A 21,778-nucleotide genomic window follows, 5' to 3' on the forward strand; every position below is an offset into this window, starting at 1 on the left:
GCGGGGGCGCGCGGCAGCACTGGAAGGCGCGCGCGGCAAGAGGGATGCGAATTCAGCAGGACGGACGACACACGCAGCCCGCATAGCGGACGAGGTCCATATGGACCCTCCGCCACAGGCGCACATAGGTGTCGGTCACGTACCGGAGTACACCATTGACGATGTAGAGCGGTCAACTCACCGTCACTATGTGGACCACGGTGTGACGGTGAGTAAGGTCACTTCGAGGGTGAGCCGGCCGTGGCCTCCGCCTTCGCCGGTCCCCCCAGCGTCGCCTCCGCCGCCGAGTAGAGCTCGGCCGGACGCACTCCGCCCAGCGCCGTGATCAGGTGGCCGTCCGGCCGTACCAGCAAAACGGTGTGGGCCGCCGCGCCGGGGTAGCTCTCCGCGACCAGCAACTCGGCGGGGTGCGGCAGCGCGGCCACCGCGGCCGCCAGCCGGGGCATGATCCCGGCGGTCATCCAGTGCTTGCGGTCCCACACCGCCGTGCCCGGCGCGATCAGCACCACCAGCAGGGCTCCGCGCCCGAGCCGGTCCCGCAGCTGTACGAACGTGCCGTCCTCCGCGGTGACCCGCACATCGGTGACGGGCTCGCCGGGCGCTGTGTCCACGGGGACCTCGGCTTCGAGGTGCTGGGGGGCGAGAGGGGAGGCGGCGTACGCCCCTGGCACCCCGAGTGTTCCGCGCCCCAGATGACCGTCCGTGAGCAGCGCCTCGTGGCCGCGGGCCGAGCCGGGCACGTACGAGCGCAGCCCTCCGCCGCCGCGTAGGAGCGGCAGGACCTGGTCGGCGGCGCGCAGCCGGCCTGCGACGACTCCCCGTCGCTCCGCCTGGTAGCTGTCGAGGAGCGCCTCGTGCGGTCCGTGGTGCCAGGCGAGCGCCAGCTTCCAGGCCAGGTTGTCGGCGTCCCTGAGCCCCTCGTCGAGTCCCTGCGCGCCCAGCGCACCGAGCAGATGCGCCGCGTCCCCGGCGAGGAAGACCCGGCGGACCCGCCAGCGGCGGGCGAGACGGTGGTGGACCGTGTGGACTCCGGTGTCGAGGAGCTCGTACGGCGGTGTCGGGCCCCCGCTCCAGCCGGCCAGGGTCTCCCGGATGCGGGCCAGCAGCAGTTCGGGTGTGACCAGGTCCTTGCCCGGCGGCAGCAGCCAGTCCAGGCGCCACACACCGTCCGGGAGGGGGCGGGCGGTCACCTCCCCGGCCGAAGGCCCGGACGTCCGCCACGGCGGCATCCGGTGGAGCAACGCTTCGTTCGCCCACGGAAGTTCCGTGCGCAGGGCGGCCACGGCGTGCCGCTCCACCGCCGTACGGCCCGGGAAGCGGATGTCCTGGAGTTTGCGCACGGTGGAGCGCGGGCCGTCGCAGCCGACCAGGTAACTGCCGCGCCACCAGGTGTCCTTGGGGCCGCGGGTGTGGGCGGTGACCCCGGAGGCCTCCTGCTCGACGGTGTCGAGGCGGCTGTCCACGGCGACCTCGACGAGCGGCTCGGTGGCCAGGGCGGCGCGCAGGGCGCCGGTCAGGACATGCTGGGCGATGTGCAGCGGGGCGGGTTCGTCGCCGCCGAACGTGACCTCGCGCATCACCTGCTTGCGCCGCATCGACCGCCATCCGGCCCAGTGGGCCCCCTCCTGTGCAAGCGGAACGCCGGCCAGCCGCTCCATCAGCGCGGCGGTGTCCTCGCGCAGGACCACGGTGCGCGCGGGGCGCGGTTCGTCCTTGCCGGGGCCCTCGTCCAGCACGACGGACGGCACTTCCTGACGGGCCAACGCCAGGGCGAGCGTGAGCCCGACTGGCCCCGCTCCGACGATGATCACCGGGTCCACGGCGTGGCGCCCCCTGCCCGCGGCGGTGTCCTGACGGACATATGTGAACAGGAAGTTGGAGCAGGGTGCACGATCACAGAACGTATGCAACCCATTGGCGGGGTTTGCGTCAAGCGACGGAGGCAGTGGCGATCATGCCACTGCCTCCGTGTCGTTCATACTGTTTGACTGGCCGTCAGGGATAGGTCCTGCTGCCGGAGGTGCCACCGCCTTCGCCCCCCGTGCCAAAGCTACCGCCCACCGCCACCGGGTTGACCTCGACCGCGTCCTCGCCGAGGACCGCGCCCGTGCTTTTCTTGCTGCGCCTGAGCCGGCCCTCGAGCCAGCTCGCGAAGGTCGTGAGCGAGAAGTTCAGCGCGATGTAGATCACGGCGATGACCGTGAAGCTAGCGATGGTGTTGCCGTAGTAGCCGATCATCGTGTTCGTCGACGCGAGCAGTTCCGGGAAGGTGAGGACCGCGCCGCCCAGGGCGGTGTCCTTCACAATCACGACGAGCTGGCTGACGATAGCCGGGAGCATTGCGGTGACCGACTGCGGCAACAGGATGAGCCGCATGACCTGGCCCTTGCGCATCCCGATCGCCATGGCGGCCTCGGACTGGCCCTTGGGCAGGGCCAGGATGCCGGCCCGGACGATCTCCGCGAGGACCGCGGCGTTGTACAGCACAAGGCCGGTCACAACCGCGTACAGCGGGCGGTCATCCGAACTGACGTTGGTGTAGTTGGCGTACAGGGCCTGCCCGAAGATCATCAGGACCAGCACCGGGATCGACCGGAAGAACTCCACGACGATCGCGGCCGGTACGCGGACCCAGACGTGGTCGGAGAGCCGGGCGATGCCCAGGACGGCACCGAGCGGCAGCGCGATGACCATGGCCAGCGCGGCGGCTTTCAACGTGTTCTGCAGACCCGGCCAGATGTACGTGGACCAGGCCTCCGTGCCGGAGAAGAAGGGCTTCCACAGCGCCCACTCGAGCTGATTCTTGTCGTCGAGACTGGTGTACACCCACCACACCACCGCCGCGAGGGCGACCACGAAGACGCCGGTGAAGAGGATGTTGCGCCGCTTGGCGCGCGGCCCCTGCGCGTCGTAGAGAACGGAACTCATCGCTTGATCGCCACCTTCTTGCCCACCCAGCCGAGGATCAGACCGGTCGGCAGCGTCAGAATCACAAAGCCCAGCGCGAAGACCGCGGCGATCGGGATGAGTTGGGCCTCCTTCTCGACCATCGTCTTCATCAGGGTCGCAGCCTCGGCGACACCGATCGCGGCGGCCACCGTGGTGTTCTTCGTAAGGGCGATCAGGACGTTCGCCAGCGGGCCCACGGACGAACGGAACGCCTGCGGCAGTACGACCAGCCGGAGCACCTGGGAGAAGCTAAGACCGATCGCGCGGGCGGCCTCTGCCTGACCGACCGGCACGGTGTTGATGCCGGACCGGACCGCCTCACACACGAACGCCGACGTGTATGCGATCAGGCCGAGAACAGCGAGCCGGAAGTTGAGCGTGTCGATGACCCCCTTCGCGCCGAGGGTGACGCCCAGGGTGTTGGCCAGGCCCAGCGACGTGAACAGGATGATCACGGTCAACGGAATGTTCCGCACGGTATTCACATAGACGGTGCCGAAACCGCGCATCAGAGGCACCGGCCCGACGCGCATGGCGGCCAGCAGAGTGCCCCAGATCAGGGAGCCGACGGCGGCGAGCAGTGTCAGCTGCACCGTCGTCCAGAAGGCCCCCAGCACGTCGTAACCTTCAAGAAAGTCGAACACGATCTCCCGCGCTTCCGCGTGTAGGGACGCTTCGGTGCGCCGCCGCAGAGGGCGGCGCACTCGTCAGGCGTTGCTTCAGCTCTTGACGACGCCGATCTTCGGTGCGGGCTCGTTCTTGTAGCCCGCAGGGCCGAAGTTCTTCTTCACGGCCGACTCCCAGGAGCCGTCGGAGACCATGTCCTCGAGAGCCTTGTTGATCTTGGCCTTGAGGGCGCTGCCCTTCTTGACGCCGATGCCGTAGTTCTCGTTGGTCATCTTGAAGCCGCCCAGCTTGAACTTGCCCTTGTACTGGGCCTGGGAGGCGTAGCCGGCGAGGATCGAGTCATCCGTGGTGAGTGCGTCGATCGCGCCGCTCTGCAGACCGGTCAGACAGGCGGAGTAGGTCGGGTACTTCTGCAGCTGGGCCTTGGGGGCCAGCTTGTCGTGCACGTTCTGCGCCGACGTCGAGCCGGTCACCGAGCACAGGTTCTTCTTGTTGAGGTCGGCCGGCGACTTGATGGAGTTGTCGTTGGCGCGGACCAGGACGTCCTGGTGGGCCAGCAGGTACGGGCCCGCGAAGTCGACCGACTTCTCGCGCTCCGGCGTGATCGAGTACGAGGCGGCGATGAAGTCGACGTCACCGCGCTGCAGCATGGTCTCGCGATCGGCGCTCTTCGACTCCTTCCACTCGATCTGGGTGGCGCTGTAGCCGAGCTTCTTGGCGACGTAGGTGGCGACATCGACATCGAAGCCGGCGTAGCCCTGAGGCGTCTTCTGGCCGATGCCCGGCTGGTCGAACTTGATGCCGATAGTGATCTTCTTGCCGCCGCCGGAGGACGAGCCACTGCCCTTGTCGTTGTTGCTGGAACCGCATGCCGTAGCCGCCACAGCGAGGGCGAGCACGGCGGCCGAGGCGGCGGTGACCTTGCGGAGCTTCATGGTGAACATCCTTTGGCTGGTGAAGAGAGGAGCGCCGGCGGATAGAGGAGAGCCGGCGATGGCCGGGCGGGGCGAGCCGTCAGTGGTGAAGGATCTTCGACAGGAAGTCCTTGGCGCGGTCGCTGCGCGGATTGCTGAAGAACTGGTCCGGCGCAGCCTCCTCGACGATTCGGCCGTCCGCCATGAAGACCACCCGGTTTGCAGCCGATCGTGCGAAGCCCATCTCATGGGTGACGACGATCATGGTCATGCCGTCGCGGGCGAGCTGCTGCATGACCTCGAGGACCTCGTTGATCATCTCCGGGTCGAGGGCCGACGTCGGCTCGTCGAAGAGCATGACCTTCGGGTCCATGGCCAGCGCCCGCGCGATGGCGACGCGCTGCTGCTGGCCGCCGGAGAGCTGAGCGGGGTACTTGTCCGCCTGGGGGGCCACGCCCACCCGGTCGAGCAGGGCCCGGGCCTTCTCCTCGGCCTGCTTCTTGTCGGCCTTGCGGACCTTGATCTGGCCCAGCATCACGTTCTCGAGCACGGTCTTGTGCGCGAAGAGGTTGAAGGACTGGAAGACCATCCCCACGTCGGCACGCAGCCGGGCCAGCTCCTTGCCCTCCTGGGGCAGCGCCTTGCCGTCGATCGTGATCGAGCCCGAGTCGACTGTCTCCAGGCGGTTGATGGTGCGGCACAGGGTGGACTTACCGGACCCGGAGGGCCCGATGACCACGACGACCTCGCCGCGGGCGATCGTCAGGTCGATGTCCTGGAGTACGTGCAACGCGCCGAAGTGCTTGTTGACGCTCTTCAGGACGACCAGTTCGCCGGTCGCGGCCACATCTTCCTTGGCCACCGATACTTCGGTCATCGCTATCGGGCTCCGTCCTCCTCGGTTTCGGAGGACAGTAGTAACCCCGTTCCACCAGCGTCATTACATCTGAGGGGAATCTGAGCATCACGATCCGATAGCAATCGGACACGTGTCGTAGCACTTCGCAGTACTTGCGCGCGGGCCGCGTATCGGCCGGGTAACTAATGCGGTCCGCAACCGGAACCCACTTGACGCCGTCCTCGTCCATCAGCGTGACTGCGTTGGTGCACGCGCGCGTGCCAGGCGTTTCGTACCCATCCTGTTCGTAAGGCCGATGAACCGAAGGAGGCCCGGATGAGACTGCTCCTCGTCGAGGACGACAACCATGTCGCCGCCGCTCTTTCTGCGGTTCTGGCGCGGCACGGTTTCGACGTCACGCACGCGCGCAGCGGCGAGGAAGCTCTCCAGGCGCTCGTTCCGGAGGGGGACGGCTTCGGCGTCGTCCTGCTCGACCTGGGCCTGCCCGACCAGGACGGCTACGAGGTCTGCGGCAAGATCCGCAAGCGCACCGGCACACCGGTGATCATGGTCACCGCGCGCTCCGACGTCCGCTCCCGCATCCACGGCCTCAACCTCGGCGCCGACGACTACGTGGTGAAGCCGTACGACACCGGGGAACTGCTCGCCCGTATCCACGCCGTCAGCCGGCGCAGCGTCCACGAGGACGCCGCGGCGGGCGGCGACCACGAGCTGCGCCTCGGGTCCATGCTCATCGAACTGCCCACCCGGCAGGTCAGCGTGGACGGTTCGGTTGTCCAACTGACCCGCAAGGAGTTCGATCTCCTCGCCCTGCTCGCGCAGCGCCCCGGGGTCGTCTTCCGCCGGGAGCAGATCATCAGCGAGGTGTGGCGCACCAGCTGGGAGGGGACCGGACGCACCCTGGAGGTGCACGTCGCGTCCCTGCGCGCCAAGCTGCGCATGCCGGCCCTGATCGAGACCGTACGCGGCGTCGGTTACCGGCTCGTCGCCCCTTCCTCGTAGCGTGCACGGGTGCGTACTCGTCTTCTTCCGCTGCTGATCGTCCTGATGGCGGCCGTGCTGCTCGCGCTCGGCATCCCGCTCGCCGTGAGCGTGGCCTCCGCCCAGCAGCAGAAGGTCGTCGTCGACCGGATCGACGACACGGCGCGCTTCGCGTCCCTCGCCCAGTTCGTCACCGACGCCTGCAGTTCCACGCGCACGTCCACGGACGAGCGGCTGGAGACGCTGCGCAGTGAACTCGCCAGCTACTACGGCGTCTACGGCATCCGGGCCGGGGTGTTCTGCCGTACCGACATCCCCATGGCTCAGGCGCCGCAGACCTTCTTCCTGCCCGACCAGGGCGAGGTGCGCGACGCCTTCGCCGAGGCCCTGCTCAGCCGCCGCAGCCACGACCCCAAGCAGGTGTGGCCCTGGCAGCGCAACCGTCTGGTCGTCGCCTCACCGGTCATCCGGGACGGCGATGTCGTGGCGGTCGTGGTCACCGACTCGCCCACCGGGGCGCTGCGTTCGCGGATCCTGCACGGCTGGCTGGTCATCGGTGTGGGTGAGATCGCCGCGATGCTGCTGGCCGTCGGCGCCGCGCTGAGGCTGACCGGCTGGGTGCTCAGGCCGGTACGGGTGCTGGACGCCACCACTCACGCGATCGCGAGCGGCCGTCTGAAGTCCCGGGTGGCGGCTGCCGGCGGTCCTCCGGAACTCCGGCGCCTGGCCCACTCGTTCAACGAGATGGCGGACAACGTCGAGGAGGTGCTGGAGCAGCAGCGCGCCTTCGTCGCGGACGCCTCGCACCAGCTGCGCAACCCCCTTGCGGCGCTGCTGCTGCGCATCGAACTGCTCGCTCTCGAACTGCCGGAGGACAACGAGGAGATCGCATCGGTCCGCACCGAGGGCAAGCGCCTCGCGGAGGTCCTCGACGACCTGCTCGACCTGGCCCTGGCCGAGCACGCAGAGGCCGACCTGCGGATCACCGACATCGGCGCGCTGACCGCCGAGCGCGTCGCGGCCTGGACGCCGACCGCCGAGGCCAAGGGGGTACGGCTGGTGGGGAACTGCCCGCCGACCACCGCCTGGGCCGACCCGGTCACGCTCTCCAGCGCGCTGGACGCGGTGATCGACAACGCGGTCAAGTTCACGCCGAAGGACGAGTGCGTCGAGGTCACGGTCGCGGCCGACGGCGACACCTCGACGGTCGTGGTCACCGACAACGGCCCTGGCCTGACCGACGAGGAACTCGCCCGCGTCGGGGACCGCTTCTGGCGCAGCAGCCGCCACCAGAACATCAAGGGCTCCGGTCTCGGCCTGTCCATCTCGCGCACGCTGCTCGCCGCGGGCGGCGGCTCGATCTCGTACGGCCGTCACGAGCCGCACGGGCTCACGGTGACGGTGGCCGTGCCGAGGAACCGCCCTGCGGTCTGACGGCGGAGCCTACGGCTTGACCGAGCGGTAGTAGCGCCGGGCGCCCTCGTGCAGGGCCAGCGGGTCGGTGTAGATCGCGGTGCGCAGGTCGACGAGTTGCGCGGAGTGGACCTGCGTGCCGATGCCGTCCCGGCTCCTGATCACGGTGCGGGTCATCCACTCGGTGAGCCGGGGGTCCATGTCCTTGCGCGTCATCAGCAGGTTGGCCACGGCCAGGGTAGGCACGGCGAACCCTCCCTGGATGCTGGGGTAGGCCGACTCCGGCATGTTCGTGGCGCGGTAGTAGCGGGTGGCACGGTCCTGCTCGTGCAGTTCGGCGACGAGGTCGGGTGTGATCGGCACGAACCGGAAGGTGAAGGTGTCGGCGAGCTTCTGCAGTCCCTCCGTGGGCAGCCCACCGGACCAGAAGAACGCATCGATCTTGCCCTGCTTCAGTCCGTCCGGACCGGTGTCGATGCCGTCGGCGAACGGCGTGATGTCCTTCGCCGCGTCGATGCCGGCCGCCTTGAGCACCCGGTCGGCGATCAGCCGTACACCCGAGCTGGGCGGTCCTATGGCCACCCGCTTGCCCCTGAGGCCAGCGACGGACGTGATGCGTGAGTCGCGCGGGACGACGAGCTGCACATAGTCGTCGTACAGGCGGGCGACGCCCCGCAGCTGGTCGGCGCCGGGGTTGTGGCCGCCGAGCTCGTAGGTCTCGACCGCGTCGGCCGCGGCGATGGTGAAGTCGGCCTTGCCGGTGGCCACCCGCTTGACGTTCTCCTGGGAGCCGTCGCTGGTCAGCAGCTTCACCTTCAGGTCCGGCATGTCCTTGTCGAGCGCGGTGCGCAGCAGCTTCCCGTACTGGTGGTAGACCCCGGCCTGCGTTCCCGTGCTGATCGTGATCGTTCCGCTCGGAGGGGCTTCGCCCAGAGGCAGCAGCCACCACAGCAGCAACCCGAAGGCGACGAAGCCGGCAGCTGCGCCCTGCAGGGCCCGGCGGCTGCCGATCCGGGGGAACATCTTGGACATGCCAGGGATCCTGCCAGCAGGAACGCGGTGCTGACCAGGGCTGCTGACCGGGGCAGGGGTCACAACGGGATCACGAACGGGCGTTGTCAGTGGCGGTCGATACAGTCGCCGTATGAGCTCATCGCCCGCCGACCTGGTTCGCCAATTCCACCTCGCCGTCGGGCTCGACGCCCGCAGTAGGCCCACCGAGGTCCCGCCCTCGCTGGCCGCCCACCGCGGAGAACTGCTCGCGGAGGAGGCCGCGGAGGTCGCCGAGGTCTCGGTCACGGGCCCGCTGGACAAGCTCGCCCACGAGCTGGCCGACGTCGTCTACGTGGCCTACGGCACCGCCCTCGTCCACGGCATCGACCTCGACGCGGTGATCGCCGAGATCCACCGATCCAACATGACCAAGCTGGGCCCCGACGGCCTGGTCACCCGCCGCGCCGACGGCAAGGTCCTCAAGGGCAACCACTACGAGGCCCCGGACGTGTCGGCGGTACTGCGCCGACAGGGTTGGGCGCCCGACGGCATATGAGGCCTTGCGGCGGCACCGCCGAAGGCCCTGTCTGCCGTCTGCCATCCGGCGTCCTCAGCCCGCCATCCGCCATCCGCCATCCGGCGGCCGATGGACGAGCGGCGGTCCATGAGCCTTGCGGCGGCCTGTCGGTGAGGCCGTCGGCCGCCCCCGGGGGGGAGCTGAGGTGCGTGCTTCCCGCCAAAGGCCCGTCGACCGGGCTGTCCGCTGTCCACCGGCGGATCGGTCCCCGGCGGCGGGTGAGTTGTGGGGCGGCCTGTCGGTGAGACCGTCGGTCGCGTCCATGTGTCTCCGACGTTCGGTCGCTCCCGCAGCGCTGGTCGACGGGGCGTCAGCTGTGTAGCGGCGGATCGGTCCCCGGCGGCGGGTGGGTTGTGCGGCGGCCTGTCGGTGAGGCCGTCGGTCGCACCGAGGTGGCCCGTGGCGCGTGTGCTCCCGTTTGCGCCCGTCGACGGGTCGTCAGCCGTCCAAAGGACCGATCGGTCCTTGATGGCGAGTGGCTGGTGCGGCGGCCTGCTGGGAGGCCGTCGGTCGCCCCCATGGGTGTCCGACGTGCGCCGCAGCGACCGGTCGACGGGTCGTCAGCCGTTGACCGGCCGATCGATCCACGACGGTGCGTGAGCCCTGCGTCAGCGCCGCGTTCAGGGCCGTCGTTCGCCCACCGACACGCCCGCCCTTGCCGACTCCGAGGAATCCGTACGGGCGTTCCGCCGCTCGCTCAGGCGCTGTGCCAGAGGCTCGGTGTAGCGGGCGGTGAGGGGGCCGAGGACGACGAGGATGAGGACGTACGCCGTGGCCAGCGGGCCCAGGGACGGCTCGATGCCGGCGCTCACCGCCAGTCCGGCGATGACGATCGAGAACTCGCCGCGCGCCACCAGGGCACCGCCCGCGCGCCAGCGGCCCTTGACGGAGATCCCGGCCCGGCGCGCCGCCCAGTAGCCGGTGGCGATCTTCGTCGCCGCGGTGAGCAGGGCCAGCGCGAGGGCGGGCAGCAGGACGGGCGGGATGCTCGCCGGGTCGGTGTGCAGCCCGAAGAACACGAAGAACACCGCGGCGAACAGATCGCGCAACGGTCTCAGCAGGGTATGGGCGCCCTCCGCGACCTCCCCGGACAGCGCGATACCCACCAGGAAGGCACCGACGGCCGCCGACACCTGGAGCTGCTGCGCGACGCCCGCGACCAGGATCGTCAGGCCCAGCACGACAAGCAGCAGTTTCTCGGGGTCGTCACTGGAGACGAACCGTGAGATGACGCGCCCGTAGCGCACGGCCACGAACAGGACCAGCCCGGCGGCCCCCAGCGCGACCGCCAGCGTCACGCTCCCGGCCAGCAGCCCGGCCCCGGCCACCAGCGCGGTAACGATGGGCAGGTACACCGCCATGGCCAGGTCCTCCAGCACGAGCACGCTGAGGATCACCGGAGTCTCCCGGTTGCCGACCCGGCCCAGGTCGCCGAGCACCTTCGCGATGACACCGGACGACGAGATCCAGGTGACACCGGCCAGTACGACAGCGGCCACCGGCCCCCAGCCGAGCAGCAGCGCCGCAACCGCGCCCGGCACGGCGTTGAGCGCACAGTCGACCACGCCCGACGGATAGTGCGCCTTCAGGTTGGTGACCAGGTCACCGGCCGTGTACTCCAGGCCCAGCATCAACAGCAGCAGGATGACGCCGATCTCGGCGCCGATGGCGACGAACTCCTCGCTCGCCCCCAGCGGCAGCAGCCCGCCCTCGCCGAAGGCCAGGCCGGCCAGCAGGTACAGCGGAATGGGGGAGAGCTGAATGCGGGCGGCGGCCCGGCCGAGCAGGCCGAGGCCGAGCAGAATGGAACCGAACTCGATCAACAACACGGCGGAGTGCACCGGTTCACTCCCGCCCGAGTATCGCCGCGGCGGCGTCGACGCCCTCGCGCGTGCCGACGACGATCACGATGTCACCGCCCGCCAGCCGGAAGTCCGGCGCCGGCGACGGAATCGCCTCGGCCCGGCGCAGCACCGCCACCACCGACGCGCCCGTCTCGGTCCGCATCCGCGTGTCACCCAGCACCCGCCCGTTCCAGCGCGAGGCCGCGACCAGCTCGATCCGCTCGGCCACCAGCCCCAGGTCGGAGGCGTAGAGCAGGCTCGCGCTGTGGTGGGACGGCTTCAACGCGTCGATCAGCGCGCCCGCCTCGGAGCCGGACAGCCGCAGCGACTGGGCACAGGAGTCGGGGTCGTCGGCCCGGTACACATTCACCGTGCGCGCGCCGTCGCGGTGCGCCACCACCGACAGATGGCGCTGGTCGCGGGTCACCAGGTCGTACTGGACCCCGATGCCCGGCAGCGGCGTCGCCCTCAGTCGTGGCGCAGACACGTTTCTCCCCTTGTCCTGGCGGCATGGTCGTGGTCTGCCGGTGATCAACCCCGGCCGCTTCGCATGCTGCCAGCCGCCCGTACGGTGGCGACATGGGTGACGTCACGGATATACGCGGTCGCGGACGGACGGCGAGGCTGGCCGGAGCCACATCGGGAGCGCCTGCGGAACCAGGGAGGACCGTGTCACTGTTCTGGCGGATCTTCTCCCTCAACGCCGCGGGTCTGATCGCGGCCGCCGCCCTGTTGCTGGGCCCGGTCACCGTGTCGACGCCCGTCCTGCCGACCGAGGCGCTGGTCGTCGTCGTGGGCCTGACCGCACTCCTGGCAGGGAACGCGATCGTGCTGCGTCTCGGACTTGCTCCGCTGCGGCGGCTCGGCCGGGCCATGGCCACCGCGGACCTCCTGCGTCCCGGCGCCCGCGCGGTCGTCGCCGGTCCGGCGGAGGCGACCGAGCTGATCACGACGTACAACACGATGCTCGACCGGCTGGAGAGCGAACGCGCGGCCGGAGCGGCCCGTGCCCTGTCCGCGCAGGAGCGCGAGCGGCAGCGCATCGCCCGCGAGCTCCACGACGAGGTGGGCCAGACGCTGACCGCCGTCCTCCTCCAGCTCAAGCGCGTCGCCGACCGCGCTCCCGAGGAACTGCGCAGGGAGGTGGGCCAGGCGCAGGAGGCGACCAGGGCGGGTCTGGATGAGATCCGCCGTATCGCCCGTCGGCTGCGCCCCGGTGTTCTGGAGGAACTCGGCCTGGTCAGCGCCCTGCGCTCACTCGCCGCCGAGTTCACCACCCACGGGCTGACGGTGCGCCACCACATCACCGGCGACCTGCCTCCGTTGACCCAGGAGTCGGAGCTGGTGGTCTACCGCGTGGCCCAGGAAGGACTCACCAACACGGCCCGGCACGCCGACGCCGACCGTGCCGAGGTCCGCCTCCGGCCGGTCGCGGACGGTGTCGAACTGCTCGTACGCGACAACGGCAAGGGCCTCGGTACGGCCCCGGAGGGCGCCGGAATCCGCGGCATGCGCGAACGCGCGCTGCTCATAGCAGCCGACCTTTCACTCGAACCCGGCCCCCAGGACGGCACCGACGTGCGCCTGCGGGTTCCCGTCAGCGCGGGAGGCCGCTGATGGCATCCCCCGCGCGCGTCCTGCTCGCCGACGACCATGCGCTCGTACGCCAGGGCGTGCGGCTCATCCTGGACGGCGAGCCCGATCTGACCGTGGTCGCCGAGGCCGGGGACGGGGCGGAGGCGGTCGAGCTGGCACGCGCGCGTGACGTCGACCTGGCCGTCCTGGACATCGCCATGCCCCGTATGACGGGCCTCCAGGCGGCCCGCGAACTCTCCCGCCGCCTGCCCGGCCTGCGCATCCTCATGCTCACCATGTACGACAACGAGCAGTACTTCTTCGAGGCGCTCAAGGCCGGAGCCAGCGGCTACGTCCTCAAGTCCGCCGCCGACCGCGACCTGGTCGGGGCCTGCCGGGCGGCGGTGCGCGACGAGCCGTTCGTGTACCCGGGCGCGGAACGGGCCCTCGTCCGCTCCTACCTGGACCGCCTGCACCGGGGCGACGATCTGCCCGCGCGGCCGGTCACCGAGCGCGAGGAGGAGATCCTCAAACTGGTCGCCGAGGGCCACACCTCGAAGGAGATCGGCGAACTGCTCTTCATCAGCACGAAGACGGTCGAGCGCCACCGCGCCAACCTGCTGCACAAGCTGGGCATGCGCGATCGCCTGGAACTCACCCGCTACGCGATCCGCGCGGGCCTCATCGAGCCCTGAGCCCCCGGTTGTCCACAGGCGGGCAGGAGGCACTTCCGGCACCGCCTACCCTTGTCACATGAGCAGCATCGACCGGAGCCAGGCAGTGGGCGTGAAGACCTACGAAGTCCGCACCTACGGGTGCCAGATGAACGTCCACGATTCCGAGCGATTGTCCGGGCTGCTCGAAGAGGCCGGGTACGTGCGTGCGCCCGAGGGCTCCGACGGCGACGCCGACGTCGTGGTCTTCAACACCTGCGCGGTCCGCGAGAACGCCGACAACCGGCTGTACGGCAACCTCGGCCGCCTCGCGCCGAAGAAGGCCTCGCGGCCCGGGATGCAGATCGCGGTCGGCGGCTGTCTCGCGCAGAAGGACCAGGACACCATCGTGAAGAAGGCGCCCTGGGTGGACGTCGTCTTCGGCACGCACAACATCGGCAAGCTCCCGGTGCTGCTGGAACGCGCGCGCGTGCAGGAAGAGGCCCAGGTCGAGATCGCCGAGTCCCTGGAGGCGTTCCCCTCCACCCTGCCGACGCGCCGCGAGAGCGCGTACGCGGCGTGGGTGTCGATCTCCGTCGGCTGCAACAACACCTGCACCTTCTGCATCGTCCCGGCCCTGCGCGGCAAGGAGAAGGACCGCCGCACCGGCGACATCCTCGCCGAGATCGAGGCCCTGGTCGCCGAAGGCGTCTCCGAGATCACCCTGCTCGGACAGAACGTCAACGCGTACGGCTCCGACATCGGCGACCGCGAGGCCTTCAGCAAGCTGCTGCGCGCCTGCGGACGGATCGAGGGCCTGGAGCGTGTCCGCTTCACCTCCCCGCACCCGCGCGACTTCACCGACGACGTGATCGCGGCGATGGCCGAGACCCCCAATGTGATGCCGCAGCTGCACATGCCACTGCAGTCCGGCTCGGACACGGTCCTGAAGGCGATGCGCCGCTCCTACCGGCAGGACCGCTACCTCGGGATCATCGAGAAGGTACGGGCCGCCATACCGCACGCCGCGATCACCACCGACATCATCGTGGGCTTCCCCGGCGAGACGGAGGAGGACTTCGAGCAGACCCTGCACGTCGTCCGTGAGGCGCGGTTCGCGCAGGCCTTCACCTTCCAGTACTCCAAGCGCCCCGGCACCCCGGCCGCGACCATGGAGAACCAGATCCCGAAGGAGGTCGTGCAGGCGCGTTACGAGCGTCTCGTCGCCCTCCAGGAGGAGATCTCCTGGGAGGAGAACAAGAAGCAGGTCGGCCGCACCCTGGAGCTGATGGTCGCCGAGGGCGAGGGCCGCAAGGACGGCGCCACCCACCGCCTCTCCGGCCGCGCCCCCGACAACCGCCTGGTCCACTTCACCAAGCCCGAGCAGGAGGTGCGACCCGGCGACGTGGTGACGGTCGAGATAACGTACGCCGCCCCGCACCACCTCCTCGCCGAAGGAGCCGTCCTCGACGTGCGCCGCACGCGTGCGGGCGATGCCTGGGAGAAGCGCAACGCGGCCGAGGCGGCAAAGCCTGCCGGCGTCCTGCTGGGTCTGCCGAAGATCGGTGTGCCCGAGCCGCTGCCGGTCGCGACGGGGAGCGGCTGCGGCTGCGACTGACCGCTGCGCTCGGCGCGGTGTCCGCCGCCGGGCGGCGGGGCTACCCTGCCGATCATGCTTGTCGTCGCCGCAGTCTGCCCGTGCCCGCCGCTGCTCGTGCCCGAGGTCGCCGCGGGTGCCGCCGCCGAGATGGACGTCGCGCGTGCCGCGTGTACGGACGCCGTCGGTGTGCTCGCGGCCGCCTGTCCCGACCGGCTCGTCGTCGTCGGTCCCGCGGAGCCGAGCGGCCGGGGCACGTATCCCGAGGGTGCGCCGGGTTCCTTCCGCGGTTTCGGCGTCGACGTGGACGTACGGCTCGGCCTGGCCGGGCATGCCGGGGCCGAAGTCCCGGCCCCGGCGGCCTCGGAGCGGTCGCTTCCGCCCTCGCTGGCGGTGGCCGCGTGGCTGCTGCAGCGCACCGGCTGGTCCGACACCCCGATCGAGGGACTCGGTGTGGGGGAACCTCTGGCGGCCGAGCGGTGTATTCACGTCGGAAGGGAAATCGCCGCCGGGCCCGAGCGGGTGGCGCTGCTGGTCATGGGTGACGCCAGCGCCTGCCGCACGCTCAAGGCCCCCGGTTACCTCGACGAGCGCGCGGCGCCCTTCGACGCGGAGGTCGCGCGTGCGCTGGGAGCGGCGGACGTGGCGGCCCTCAAGGCGCTGGACACCGAGCTGGCGTCCGAGCTGAAGGCATCGGGCCGAGCCCCTTGGCAGGTCCTCGCGGGCGCGGCCGAGGGCACGGACCTCGCGGGCACGCTGCTGTACGAGGACGCGCCGTACGGAGTGGGCTACCTGGTCGCCACCTGGTCGTAGCGGCGCGGGATGAACGGCGGACGGCCGGGAGCCCTCGGGCCCCGCGGCCGTCCGTCGGTGTGCCGTGCCGTTCAGGAAGCAGGCGGCGTGGAGTCGGGCGGTGCGGTCGTGCCACCGCCTGCCCCGGGGTCGTCCTTGTGCGCGAGTCGGTCCATGGCGCCCTTGGCCTTGCCCGTCCCGGTGTGGATCTTGTCGCTGTACCTGCCACTGGTCTTCTCGTCGACGACCTTCGCGGCCTTGTCGAGACCATGCGTGATCTTGTCCCCGTGCTGCTGCGCGAGGCCGGAGACCTTGTCCATGGCCGGGTTGAGCCTGGCCTTCAGGTTGTTCAGCAGACCCATGGTCCACCTTCCGTCGTTCCCGGGCTCGGCACGTCCCTGCGGCTCACTCGGGCAGGGGCGGTTACGTGCGGGCGTCCTCGCCGGCGTCCCGGTCGGCCGCCTCCTCGGCGGACTGCTGCTTGGGGATCTCGACGGCCTCACCGGAGGCGGACTCGGCAGCCTCCGTCGCCTCCGGTTCGCCCTCGGTCAGCTCCTCGGCCCCGGCCGACGCCTTCGCCTCGACCGACGCCTGCGCCTCTGCCGGCTCCTCCGTCGCGGGCTCGGCCGTCGGTGTGTCGGCCTGAGCCTCGGCGGTTGACGCCTCCTCCGTAGCCTTCGACCTCCGCAGAAGTCGTGCGAAAACGCCCATATCAACTCCATACGTTACTTGTGCGGGTGAAATCCCGCGTCGTCCGGTGCGTCCGTTTGCGCCGCCCGGGTCGCCGCCCCCCGAAACCGGCGGCGAGAGCCTCGCAACGGGCAACGACCCGGCATCCGTGCCGTCACGTAACTCGTTCGAGGAGTGCCCTCGGGGTTTGCGAGACTGGTGCGGTGAGCAGCGCACCCCCCGCCCCCCGAGTCATCGCCGTCGTCGGACCGACCGCGGCCGGAAAGTCCGATCTGGGCGTTTTCCTCGCCCGACAGCTCGGAGGCGAGGTCGTCAACGCCGACTCCATGCAGCTCTACCGTGGGATGGACATCGGCACCGCCAAACTGACGCCCGAGGAGCGCGGCGGCATTCCGCACCACCTGCTCGACATCTGGGACGTGACGGTCACGGCGTCGGTCGCCGAGTACCAGAAGCTCGCCCGCGCCAAGATCGACGGCCTGCTCGCGGGAGGCCGCTGGCCGATCCTGGTCGGTGGCTCCGGCCTGTACGTGCGCGGGGCTGTCGACAATCTGGAGTTCCCCGGCACCGACCCCGAGGTCAGGGCCCGGCTGGAGGAGGAGCTCGCGCTGCGTGGCTCCGGTGCGCTGCACGCCAGACTCGCCGCCGCGGACCCCGAAGCGGCACAGGCGATCCTGCCCAGCAACGGCCGCCGCATCGTCCGTGCCCTCGAAGTGATCGAGATCACCGGTCAGCCCTTCACCGCCAACCTGCCCGGCCATGACTCGGTCTACGACACCGTCCAGATCGGCGTCGACGTGGCCCGCCCCGAACTCGACGAGCGCATCGCCCGCCGGGTCGACCGGATGTGGGAGGCCGGGCTCGTGGACGAGGTGCGTGCGCTGGAGGCGCAGGGCCTGCGTGAGGGCCGTACGGCTGCTCGCGCGCTCGGCTATCAGCAGGTGCTCGCGGCGCTGGCCGGGGAGTGCACCGAGGAGGAGGCGCGGGCCGAGACCGTGCGCGCCACCAAACGCTTCGCGCGCCGGCAGGATTCCTGGTTCCGGCGCGACCCCCGCGTGCACTGGCTGAGCGGGGCTGCGGCGGATCTCACAGAACTTCCGCAGCGCGCACTGGCGTTGGTCGAACGACCGGTTACAGCCTGATCACGTCATGGCATCGGGACGCTCCGGCCGCCGTTCCGGCATCCGGTGCCGTGCCATCATCGAGCTTCGATCGACCAAGTGGAGTCCTAGTTGGGAGGGCGCGTGGCGATGGAGGCCGGCCCTCGCGACACTGCACAAGGCACCGAGCCCCTCACCGTCGAGAGCGGTGAATCGGAGCAGGACGAGAACCGTCTGAGCCCAGACGGGCCCGACGACACGCAGGGCGGAGTGACAGCCGACGGCCCCGAGCCGGACGAGATGTTCGCCGGCGGCCCCGAGGTCGAGGTCGAACTGCGCCCGCAGCGCCGCCTGCGTATCTGGCAGCTCGCCCCCATCGTCGCCCTTGCCGCGGTCGGCTCCCTGATGTTCGCCTTCCCGCTCGCCTTCGACTTCGGCGACAGCGGGGCCGTGATCGCCATGCTGGGGCTGCTGATCTGCTCCTGCGCAGCCGGCTGGGGCATGATGGCCGCCCGCCGGGTGGGTTACACGGGCCCGGGCCTGCCGCCGCGCGGCTCCGGCCGCAGACCGGACTGGCGGGTGGTCCTGGCGTACGTGGTGGTGGTCGCGGCGGTGGTAGTGCTCGCCGTGTGGCGCGTGGCAAGGCTCCGCTGAAGCGCCCCTGGTAGGGGCGCTGGGCTGTGTCGATATGCGGCTCCGCCGCGTGGGCGCGACCAGCCCCCACAGGCTCGCACGGACCCACCGCCCTCTCCGTCCGTCATCCCCAGCGCAGTGGTCCCTTACGATCGAGGAATGAGCACGCGCACGCGGATCGCCTTCCTCAAGGGCCACGGCACGGAGAACGACTTCGTGATCGTGCCGGACCCCGAGAACTCCATCGACCTCCCCCCGACCGCCGTCGCCGCCCTGTGCGACCGCCGCGCGGGCATCGGCGGTGACGGCCTGCTGCACGTGGTGCGCTCCGCCGCTCACCCCGAGGCGCACCACATGGCGGCCGAGGCCGAGTGGTTCATGGACTACCGCAACGGCGACGGCTCGATCGCGGAGATGTGCGGCAACGGCGTGCGGGTCTTCGCGTACTACCTCCAGCGCGCCGGGTACGTCGCCGAGGGCGACCTCGCGGTGGCCACGCGCGGAGGCGTGAAGAGCGTGCACATCGCAAAGGCTGCATCCAACAGCGGCTCCGCCGCGGGCGACATCACCGTCGGCATGGGCAGGGCGCGCCTCCCCGAAGGGGACGTCACGGTGACCGTCGGCGAGCGCAGCTGGCCCGCACGGAACGTGAACATGGGCAACCCGCACGCAGTCGCGTTCGTCGACGACCTCGCGCACGCCGGAAACCTGTACGCGCCGCCGCCGTTCAGCCCGGCCTCCGCATACCCGGACGGCGTGAACGTGGAGTTCGTGGTCGACCGCGGCCCCCGGCACGTCGCGCTGCGCGTGCACGAGCGCGGCGCCGGCGAGACCCGCTCGTGCGGCACGGGCGCGTGCGCTGTCGCCGTGGCCGCCGCCCGCCGGGACGGCGCCGACCCGGCCGTCACCGGGAGCCCGGTGACGTACACCGTCGACGTGCCCGGCGGGACCCTGGTCATCACCGAACAACCCGACGGCGAGATCGAGATGACCGGCCCCGCAGTGATCGTCGCCGAGGGTGAGATCGACTCCGAGTGGCTGGAAACATTCGTTCGCTGAACAGGATGGCGGCTTGGAATCCGAGGCCTGTATGCCGGGTGGTGCATGGGAGTTGTTCCAGGGTGACGACCACGCGTTCGAAATCACAGGCGGCTCTGTTTCGCGTGGCTCGAAACCGTAAACCTGCAGACCTTCGCTCGAATGGGTGATCCGTTTCACGCTCGGCGAGAGGCGGTCAGCCGCACGTGATGGGCTCGGTAGCATCAAGCACCGGCCCGGACGGGGGACCGTTGCCATCCCCTGAGCCGTGTCCGCCATGGGGCACCCCGTCCGCCGGTCCATGCAGCCGGAGGTGCCCATGAGTGCGGAGGCGACGAATCCCGCGACCCCAGGTCCGGTAACAGGCCCGGCGGCGCGCTGGCGGGCGCGGATCGACCTGCGCCGCCTCGGCCGTGCCGCCCTGCTCGGCCCCGCCACCCGTGACCGGCTGCCCAGTGCCATCAGCCATGTCGTCGACGCCCACCGCGCCCACTACCCGAGCGCCGACCTCGAACCCCTGCGCCGGGCCTACGTGCTGGCCGAGTCCTCGCACCGCGGCCAGATGCGCAAGAGCGGCGAGCCGTACATCACGCACCCGCTCGCGGTGACGCTGATCCTCGCCGAACTCGGCGCGGAGACCACGACCTTGACGGCCTCTCTGCTCCACGACACCGTCGAGGACACGGACGTGACCCTCGATCAGGTCGGCGAGGAGTTCGGTTCCGAGGTCCGCTATCTCGTCGACGGCGTCACGAAACTGGAGAAGGTCGACTACGGCGCCGCCGCCGAACCCGAGACCTTCCGCAAGATGCTCGTCGCCACCGGCAGCGACGTCCGTGTGATGTCGATCAAACTCGCGGACCGGCTGCACAACATGCGCACGCTCGGTGTCATGCGCCCCGAGAAACAGGCCCGCATCGCCAAGGTCACCCGCGACGTGCTCATCCCGCTCGCCGAGCGGCTCGGCGTCCAGGCGCTGAAGACCGAGCTGGAGGACCTGGTCTTCGCGATTCTCCATCCCGAAGAGTACGAGCACACACGGGAGTTGATCGTCGACAACGCCTCCCGCGCCGACGACCCGCTCGCCGAGATCGCCGACGAGGTACGAGGTGTGCTGCGCGAGGCCGACATCCCGGCCGAAGTCGTCATCCGGCCGCGGCACTTCGTCTCCGTCCACCGCGTCGCCCGCAAGCGCGGCCAGCTGCGCGGCTGCGACTTCGGCCGCCTGCTGGTGCTGGTGAACGAGGACGCGGACTGCTACGGCGTCCTCGGCGAACTGCACACCTGTATGACGCCCGTGGTCTCGGAGTTCAAGGACTTCATCGCCGTCCCCAAGTTCAACCTGTACCAGTCCCTGCACACCGCGGTCGCCCGCGCGGACGGTCAGGTCGCCGAAGTCCTCATCCGCACCCACCAGATGCACAAGGTCGCCGAGGCCGGCGTCGTCGCGCTCGGCAATCCCTATGCCCCGCCCCCGGAGGAGCACGCTCCGGCCGACGGCGAGCGCGTCGACCCCACCCGCCCGGGCTGGCTCTCCCGCCTCCTCGACTGGCAGGAGGCCGCGCCCGACCCGGACACGTTCTGGTCCACCCTCCGCGAGGACCTGGCTCAGGACCGTGAGATCACCGTCTTCCGGCCCGACGGCGGCACCATCGGGCTGCCCGAGGGTGCCACCTGCGTGGACGCCGCGTACGCCCAGTACGGCGAGGACGCGCACGCGTGCATCGGCGCCCGCGTCAACGGCCGCCTGGCGACGCTGAGCACCGTCCTGCGGGACGGCGACACCGTGCAGCTCCTCATGGGCCAGGACCCGGCCTCCGAGCCCTCCAGGGAGTGGCTGGAGCACGCCCACACGCCTGCCGCCCGGATCGCCATCCAGCGGTGGCTCGCGGCCCACCCGACGCACGAGGAGGCGCAGGGAGCAGCGCAGGAGACCGACGAGGAGCCCTCGGTCGCTCTCCGGCCCGCCGCGGAGGGGCTCACCTCACGTCCCACCACCGCCGACATCACGGTCGACCAGCCCGGTGCGACCGTACGCCTCGCCGGCTGCTGCACGCCCGTACCGCCCGACGAGGTCACCGGCTTCGCCGTGCGCGGCGGTGTGGTCACCGTCCACCGTGTCGAGTGCGCCGGTGTGGAGCGCATGAAGAGCGCGGGGCGCGCGGAGGTCGACGTGCGCTGGGGGGACACCACCGAGTGCCGGGTCACGCTGCTCGCCGAATCGTTCGTCCGCCCCCATCTGCTGGCGGACCTGACCGAGGCCATGGCACTCGAAGGGGCCGAGATCGTGTCCGCGACGATCGAACCTCCCACCCAGCAGCGCGTCCGCCACACGTACACCCTCCAACTTCCGGACGCGGCCCACCTGCCCGCCCTGATGCGGGCGATGCGCAATGTGCCGGGGGTCTACGACGTGAGCCGGGCGCAGACGCCGGGCGGGTGAGCGCCGGGCCGTGCGCCACGGCGCCGGAGCCGCACACCTGCACCCGACCTACCCATTCGGGTGGGCCGAACGCGAGTCGTCGCCGTCCGGCACGCGCGCG

The 21,778-nt window shown here is 70.5% G+C and carries 22 protein-coding genes; 11 read left to right on the forward strand and 11 right to left on the reverse strand.

Annotated features, from left to right (window positions below; translation table 11 throughout):
* Positions 1–52 precede the first annotated feature (52 nt).
* From AB0N07_RS26805 to AB0N07_RS26830, 6 genes are all read right to left on the reverse strand, one after another.
* On the reverse strand, positions 53–100 hold the full coding sequence (locus tag AB0N07_RS26805; RefSeq protein WP_309506048.1) for a hypothetical protein: 48 nt from the start codon (positions 98–100) through the stop codon (positions 53–55).
* A 118-nt stretch (positions 101–218) separates the two neighbouring features.
* Positions 219–1,820: an FAD-dependent monooxygenase gene (locus tag AB0N07_RS26810; protein ID WP_365839247.1), complete on the reverse strand. Its 1,602-nt coding sequence runs from the start codon at positions 1,818–1,820 to the stop codon at positions 219–221.
* Between the two features lie 175 nt (positions 1,821–1,995).
* A complete protein-coding gene (locus tag AB0N07_RS26815) occupies positions 1,996–2,928 on the reverse strand; it encodes an amino acid ABC transporter permease (protein WP_365839249.1) in 933 nt (310 codons plus the stop codon).
* Positions 2,925–3,593: an amino acid ABC transporter permease gene (locus AB0N07_RS26820; protein WP_365839251.1), complete on the reverse strand. Its 669-nt coding sequence runs from the start codon at positions 3,591–3,593 to the stop codon at positions 2,925–2,927. The genes AB0N07_RS26815 and AB0N07_RS26820 overlap by 4 nt, the downstream gene beginning before the upstream one ends.
* 75 nt (positions 3,594–3,668) lie before the next feature.
* Positions 3,669–4,511 carry a glutamate ABC transporter substrate-binding protein gene (locus AB0N07_RS26825; RefSeq protein ID WP_365839253.1) on the reverse strand — a complete coding sequence of 281 codons (843 nt, stop codon included), beginning with the start codon at positions 4,509–4,511 and terminating at the stop codon, positions 3,669–3,671.
* Between the two features lie 79 nt (positions 4,512–4,590).
* Positions 4,591–5,367, reverse strand: coding sequence for an amino acid ABC transporter ATP-binding protein (locus tag AB0N07_RS26830; RefSeq protein ID WP_365839255.1), 777 nt, complete (start codon positions 5,365–5,367; stop codon positions 4,591–4,593).
* Between the two features lie 297 nt (positions 5,368–5,664).
* Here AB0N07_RS26830 and AB0N07_RS26835 point away from each other — a divergent pair, with 297 nt between their 5' ends.
* Together AB0N07_RS26835 and AB0N07_RS26840 are read left to right on the forward strand one after the other, a co-directional pair.
* A complete protein-coding gene (locus AB0N07_RS26835; protein ID WP_365839257.1) occupies positions 5,665–6,351 on the forward strand; it encodes a response regulator transcription factor in 687 nt (228 codons plus the stop codon).
* A 9-nt stretch (positions 6,352–6,360) separates the two neighbouring features.
* Entirely contained in the window at positions 6,361–7,764 is a 1,404-nt protein-coding gene (locus AB0N07_RS26840; protein WP_365839259.1) for a HAMP domain-containing sensor histidine kinase, read from the forward strand.
* 9 nt (positions 7,765–7,773) lie between these two features.
* On the opposite strand, the gene AB0N07_RS26845 is transcribed toward AB0N07_RS26840, so the two are convergent.
* On the reverse strand, positions 7,774–8,775 hold the full coding sequence (locus AB0N07_RS26845; RefSeq protein ID WP_365839261.1) for a TAXI family TRAP transporter solute-binding subunit: 1,002 nt from the start codon (positions 8,773–8,775) through the stop codon (positions 7,774–7,776).
* Positions 8,776–8,887: 112 nt separating this feature from the next.
* On the opposite strand from AB0N07_RS26845, the gene AB0N07_RS26850 reads away from it, so the two are divergent.
* Positions 8,888–9,292, forward strand: a complete 405-nt coding sequence (locus tag AB0N07_RS26850) for a MazG nucleotide pyrophosphohydrolase domain-containing protein (protein ID WP_365839263.1) — start codon at positions 8,888–8,890, stop codon at positions 9,290–9,292.
* Positions 9,293–9,933: 641 nt separating this feature from the next.
* On the opposite strand, the gene AB0N07_RS26855 is transcribed toward AB0N07_RS26850, so the two are convergent.
* Together AB0N07_RS26855 and AB0N07_RS26860 are read right to left on the reverse strand one after the other, a co-directional pair.
* Positions 9,934–11,154 carry a cation:proton antiporter gene (locus tag AB0N07_RS26855; RefSeq protein ID WP_365839265.1) on the reverse strand — a complete coding sequence of 407 codons (1,221 nt, stop codon included), beginning with the start codon at positions 11,152–11,154 and terminating at the stop codon, positions 9,934–9,936.
* Positions 11,155–11,158: 4 nt separating this feature from the next.
* Positions 11,159–11,644, reverse strand: coding sequence for a TrkA C-terminal domain-containing protein (locus tag AB0N07_RS26860; RefSeq protein ID WP_365839267.1), 486 nt, complete (start codon positions 11,642–11,644; stop codon positions 11,159–11,161).
* A gap of 182 nt (positions 11,645–11,826) precedes the next feature.
* Here AB0N07_RS26860 and AB0N07_RS26865 point away from each other — a divergent pair, with 182 nt between their 5' ends.
* Genes AB0N07_RS26865 through AB0N07_RS26880 form a run of 4 tightly spaced genes read left to right on the forward strand, consistent with a single transcriptional unit; the run spans position 11,827 to position 15,795 of the window.
* Positions 11,827–12,774: a sensor histidine kinase gene (locus AB0N07_RS26865; RefSeq protein ID WP_365839269.1), complete on the forward strand. Its 948-nt coding sequence runs from the start codon at positions 11,827–11,829 to the stop codon at positions 12,772–12,774.
* Entirely contained in the window at positions 12,774–13,427 is a 654-nt protein-coding gene (locus tag AB0N07_RS26870) for a response regulator transcription factor (RefSeq protein WP_365839271.1), read from the forward strand. Before AB0N07_RS26865 ends, AB0N07_RS26870 begins: the two co-directional genes overlap by 1 nt.
* Before the next feature lie 58 nt (positions 13,428–13,485).
* Complete coding sequence (gene miaB / locus AB0N07_RS26875; RefSeq protein ID WP_365839273.1) at positions 13,486–15,003, forward strand: tRNA (N6-isopentenyl adenosine(37)-C2)-methylthiotransferase MiaB; 1,518 nt, start codon at positions 13,486–13,488, stop codon at positions 15,001–15,003.
* 54 nt (positions 15,004–15,057) lie between these two features.
* Complete coding sequence (locus AB0N07_RS26880) at positions 15,058–15,795, forward strand: class III extradiol dioxygenase subunit B-like domain-containing protein (protein ID WP_365839275.1); 738 nt, start codon at positions 15,058–15,060, stop codon at positions 15,793–15,795.
* A 71-nt stretch (positions 15,796–15,866) separates the two neighbouring features.
* Here AB0N07_RS26880 and AB0N07_RS26885 read toward each other — a convergent pair whose 3' ends face one another.
* Entirely contained in the window at positions 15,867–16,136 is a 270-nt protein-coding gene (locus AB0N07_RS26885) for an antitoxin (RefSeq protein ID WP_365839277.1), read from the reverse strand.
* A 61-nt stretch (positions 16,137–16,197) separates the two neighbouring features.
* Complete coding sequence (locus AB0N07_RS26890; protein WP_365839279.1) at positions 16,198–16,485, reverse strand: hypothetical protein; 288 nt, start codon at positions 16,483–16,485, stop codon at positions 16,198–16,200.
* A 182-nt stretch (positions 16,486–16,667) separates the two neighbouring features.
* Here AB0N07_RS26890 and miaA point away from each other — a divergent pair, with 182 nt between their 5' ends.
* The 4 genes from miaA to AB0N07_RS26910 all read left to right on the forward strand — a co-directional run bounded on the left by miaA (position 16,668) and on the right by AB0N07_RS26910 (position 21,678).
* On the forward strand, positions 16,668–17,606 hold the full coding sequence (gene miaA, locus AB0N07_RS26895; RefSeq protein WP_365839281.1) for a tRNA (adenosine(37)-N6)-dimethylallyltransferase MiaA: 939 nt from the start codon (positions 16,668–16,670) through the stop codon (positions 17,604–17,606).
* Between the two features lie 108 nt (positions 17,607–17,714).
* On the forward strand, positions 17,715–18,218 hold the full coding sequence (locus tag AB0N07_RS26900) for a hypothetical protein (RefSeq protein ID WP_365839302.1): 504 nt from the start codon (positions 17,715–17,717) through the stop codon (positions 18,216–18,218).
* Positions 18,219–18,356: 138 nt separating this feature from the next.
* The gene (dapF, locus tag AB0N07_RS26905) at positions 18,357–19,256 is read left to right on the forward strand and encodes a diaminopimelate epimerase (RefSeq protein WP_365839283.1); all 900 of its coding nucleotides are present in this window, start codon (positions 18,357–18,359) and stop codon (positions 19,254–19,256) included.
* A 298-nt stretch (positions 19,257–19,554) separates the two neighbouring features.
* Complete coding sequence (locus tag AB0N07_RS26910; protein ID WP_365839285.1) at positions 19,555–21,678, forward strand: HD domain-containing protein; 2,124 nt, start codon at positions 19,555–19,557, stop codon at positions 21,676–21,678.
* Positions 21,679–21,778 lie beyond the last annotated feature (100 nt).

Origin of the sequence: Streptomyces sp. NPDC051172 (genome assembly GCF_040682555.1) — a bacterium.
GTDB lineage: Bacteria > Actinomycetota > Actinomycetes > Streptomycetales > Streptomycetaceae > Streptomyces.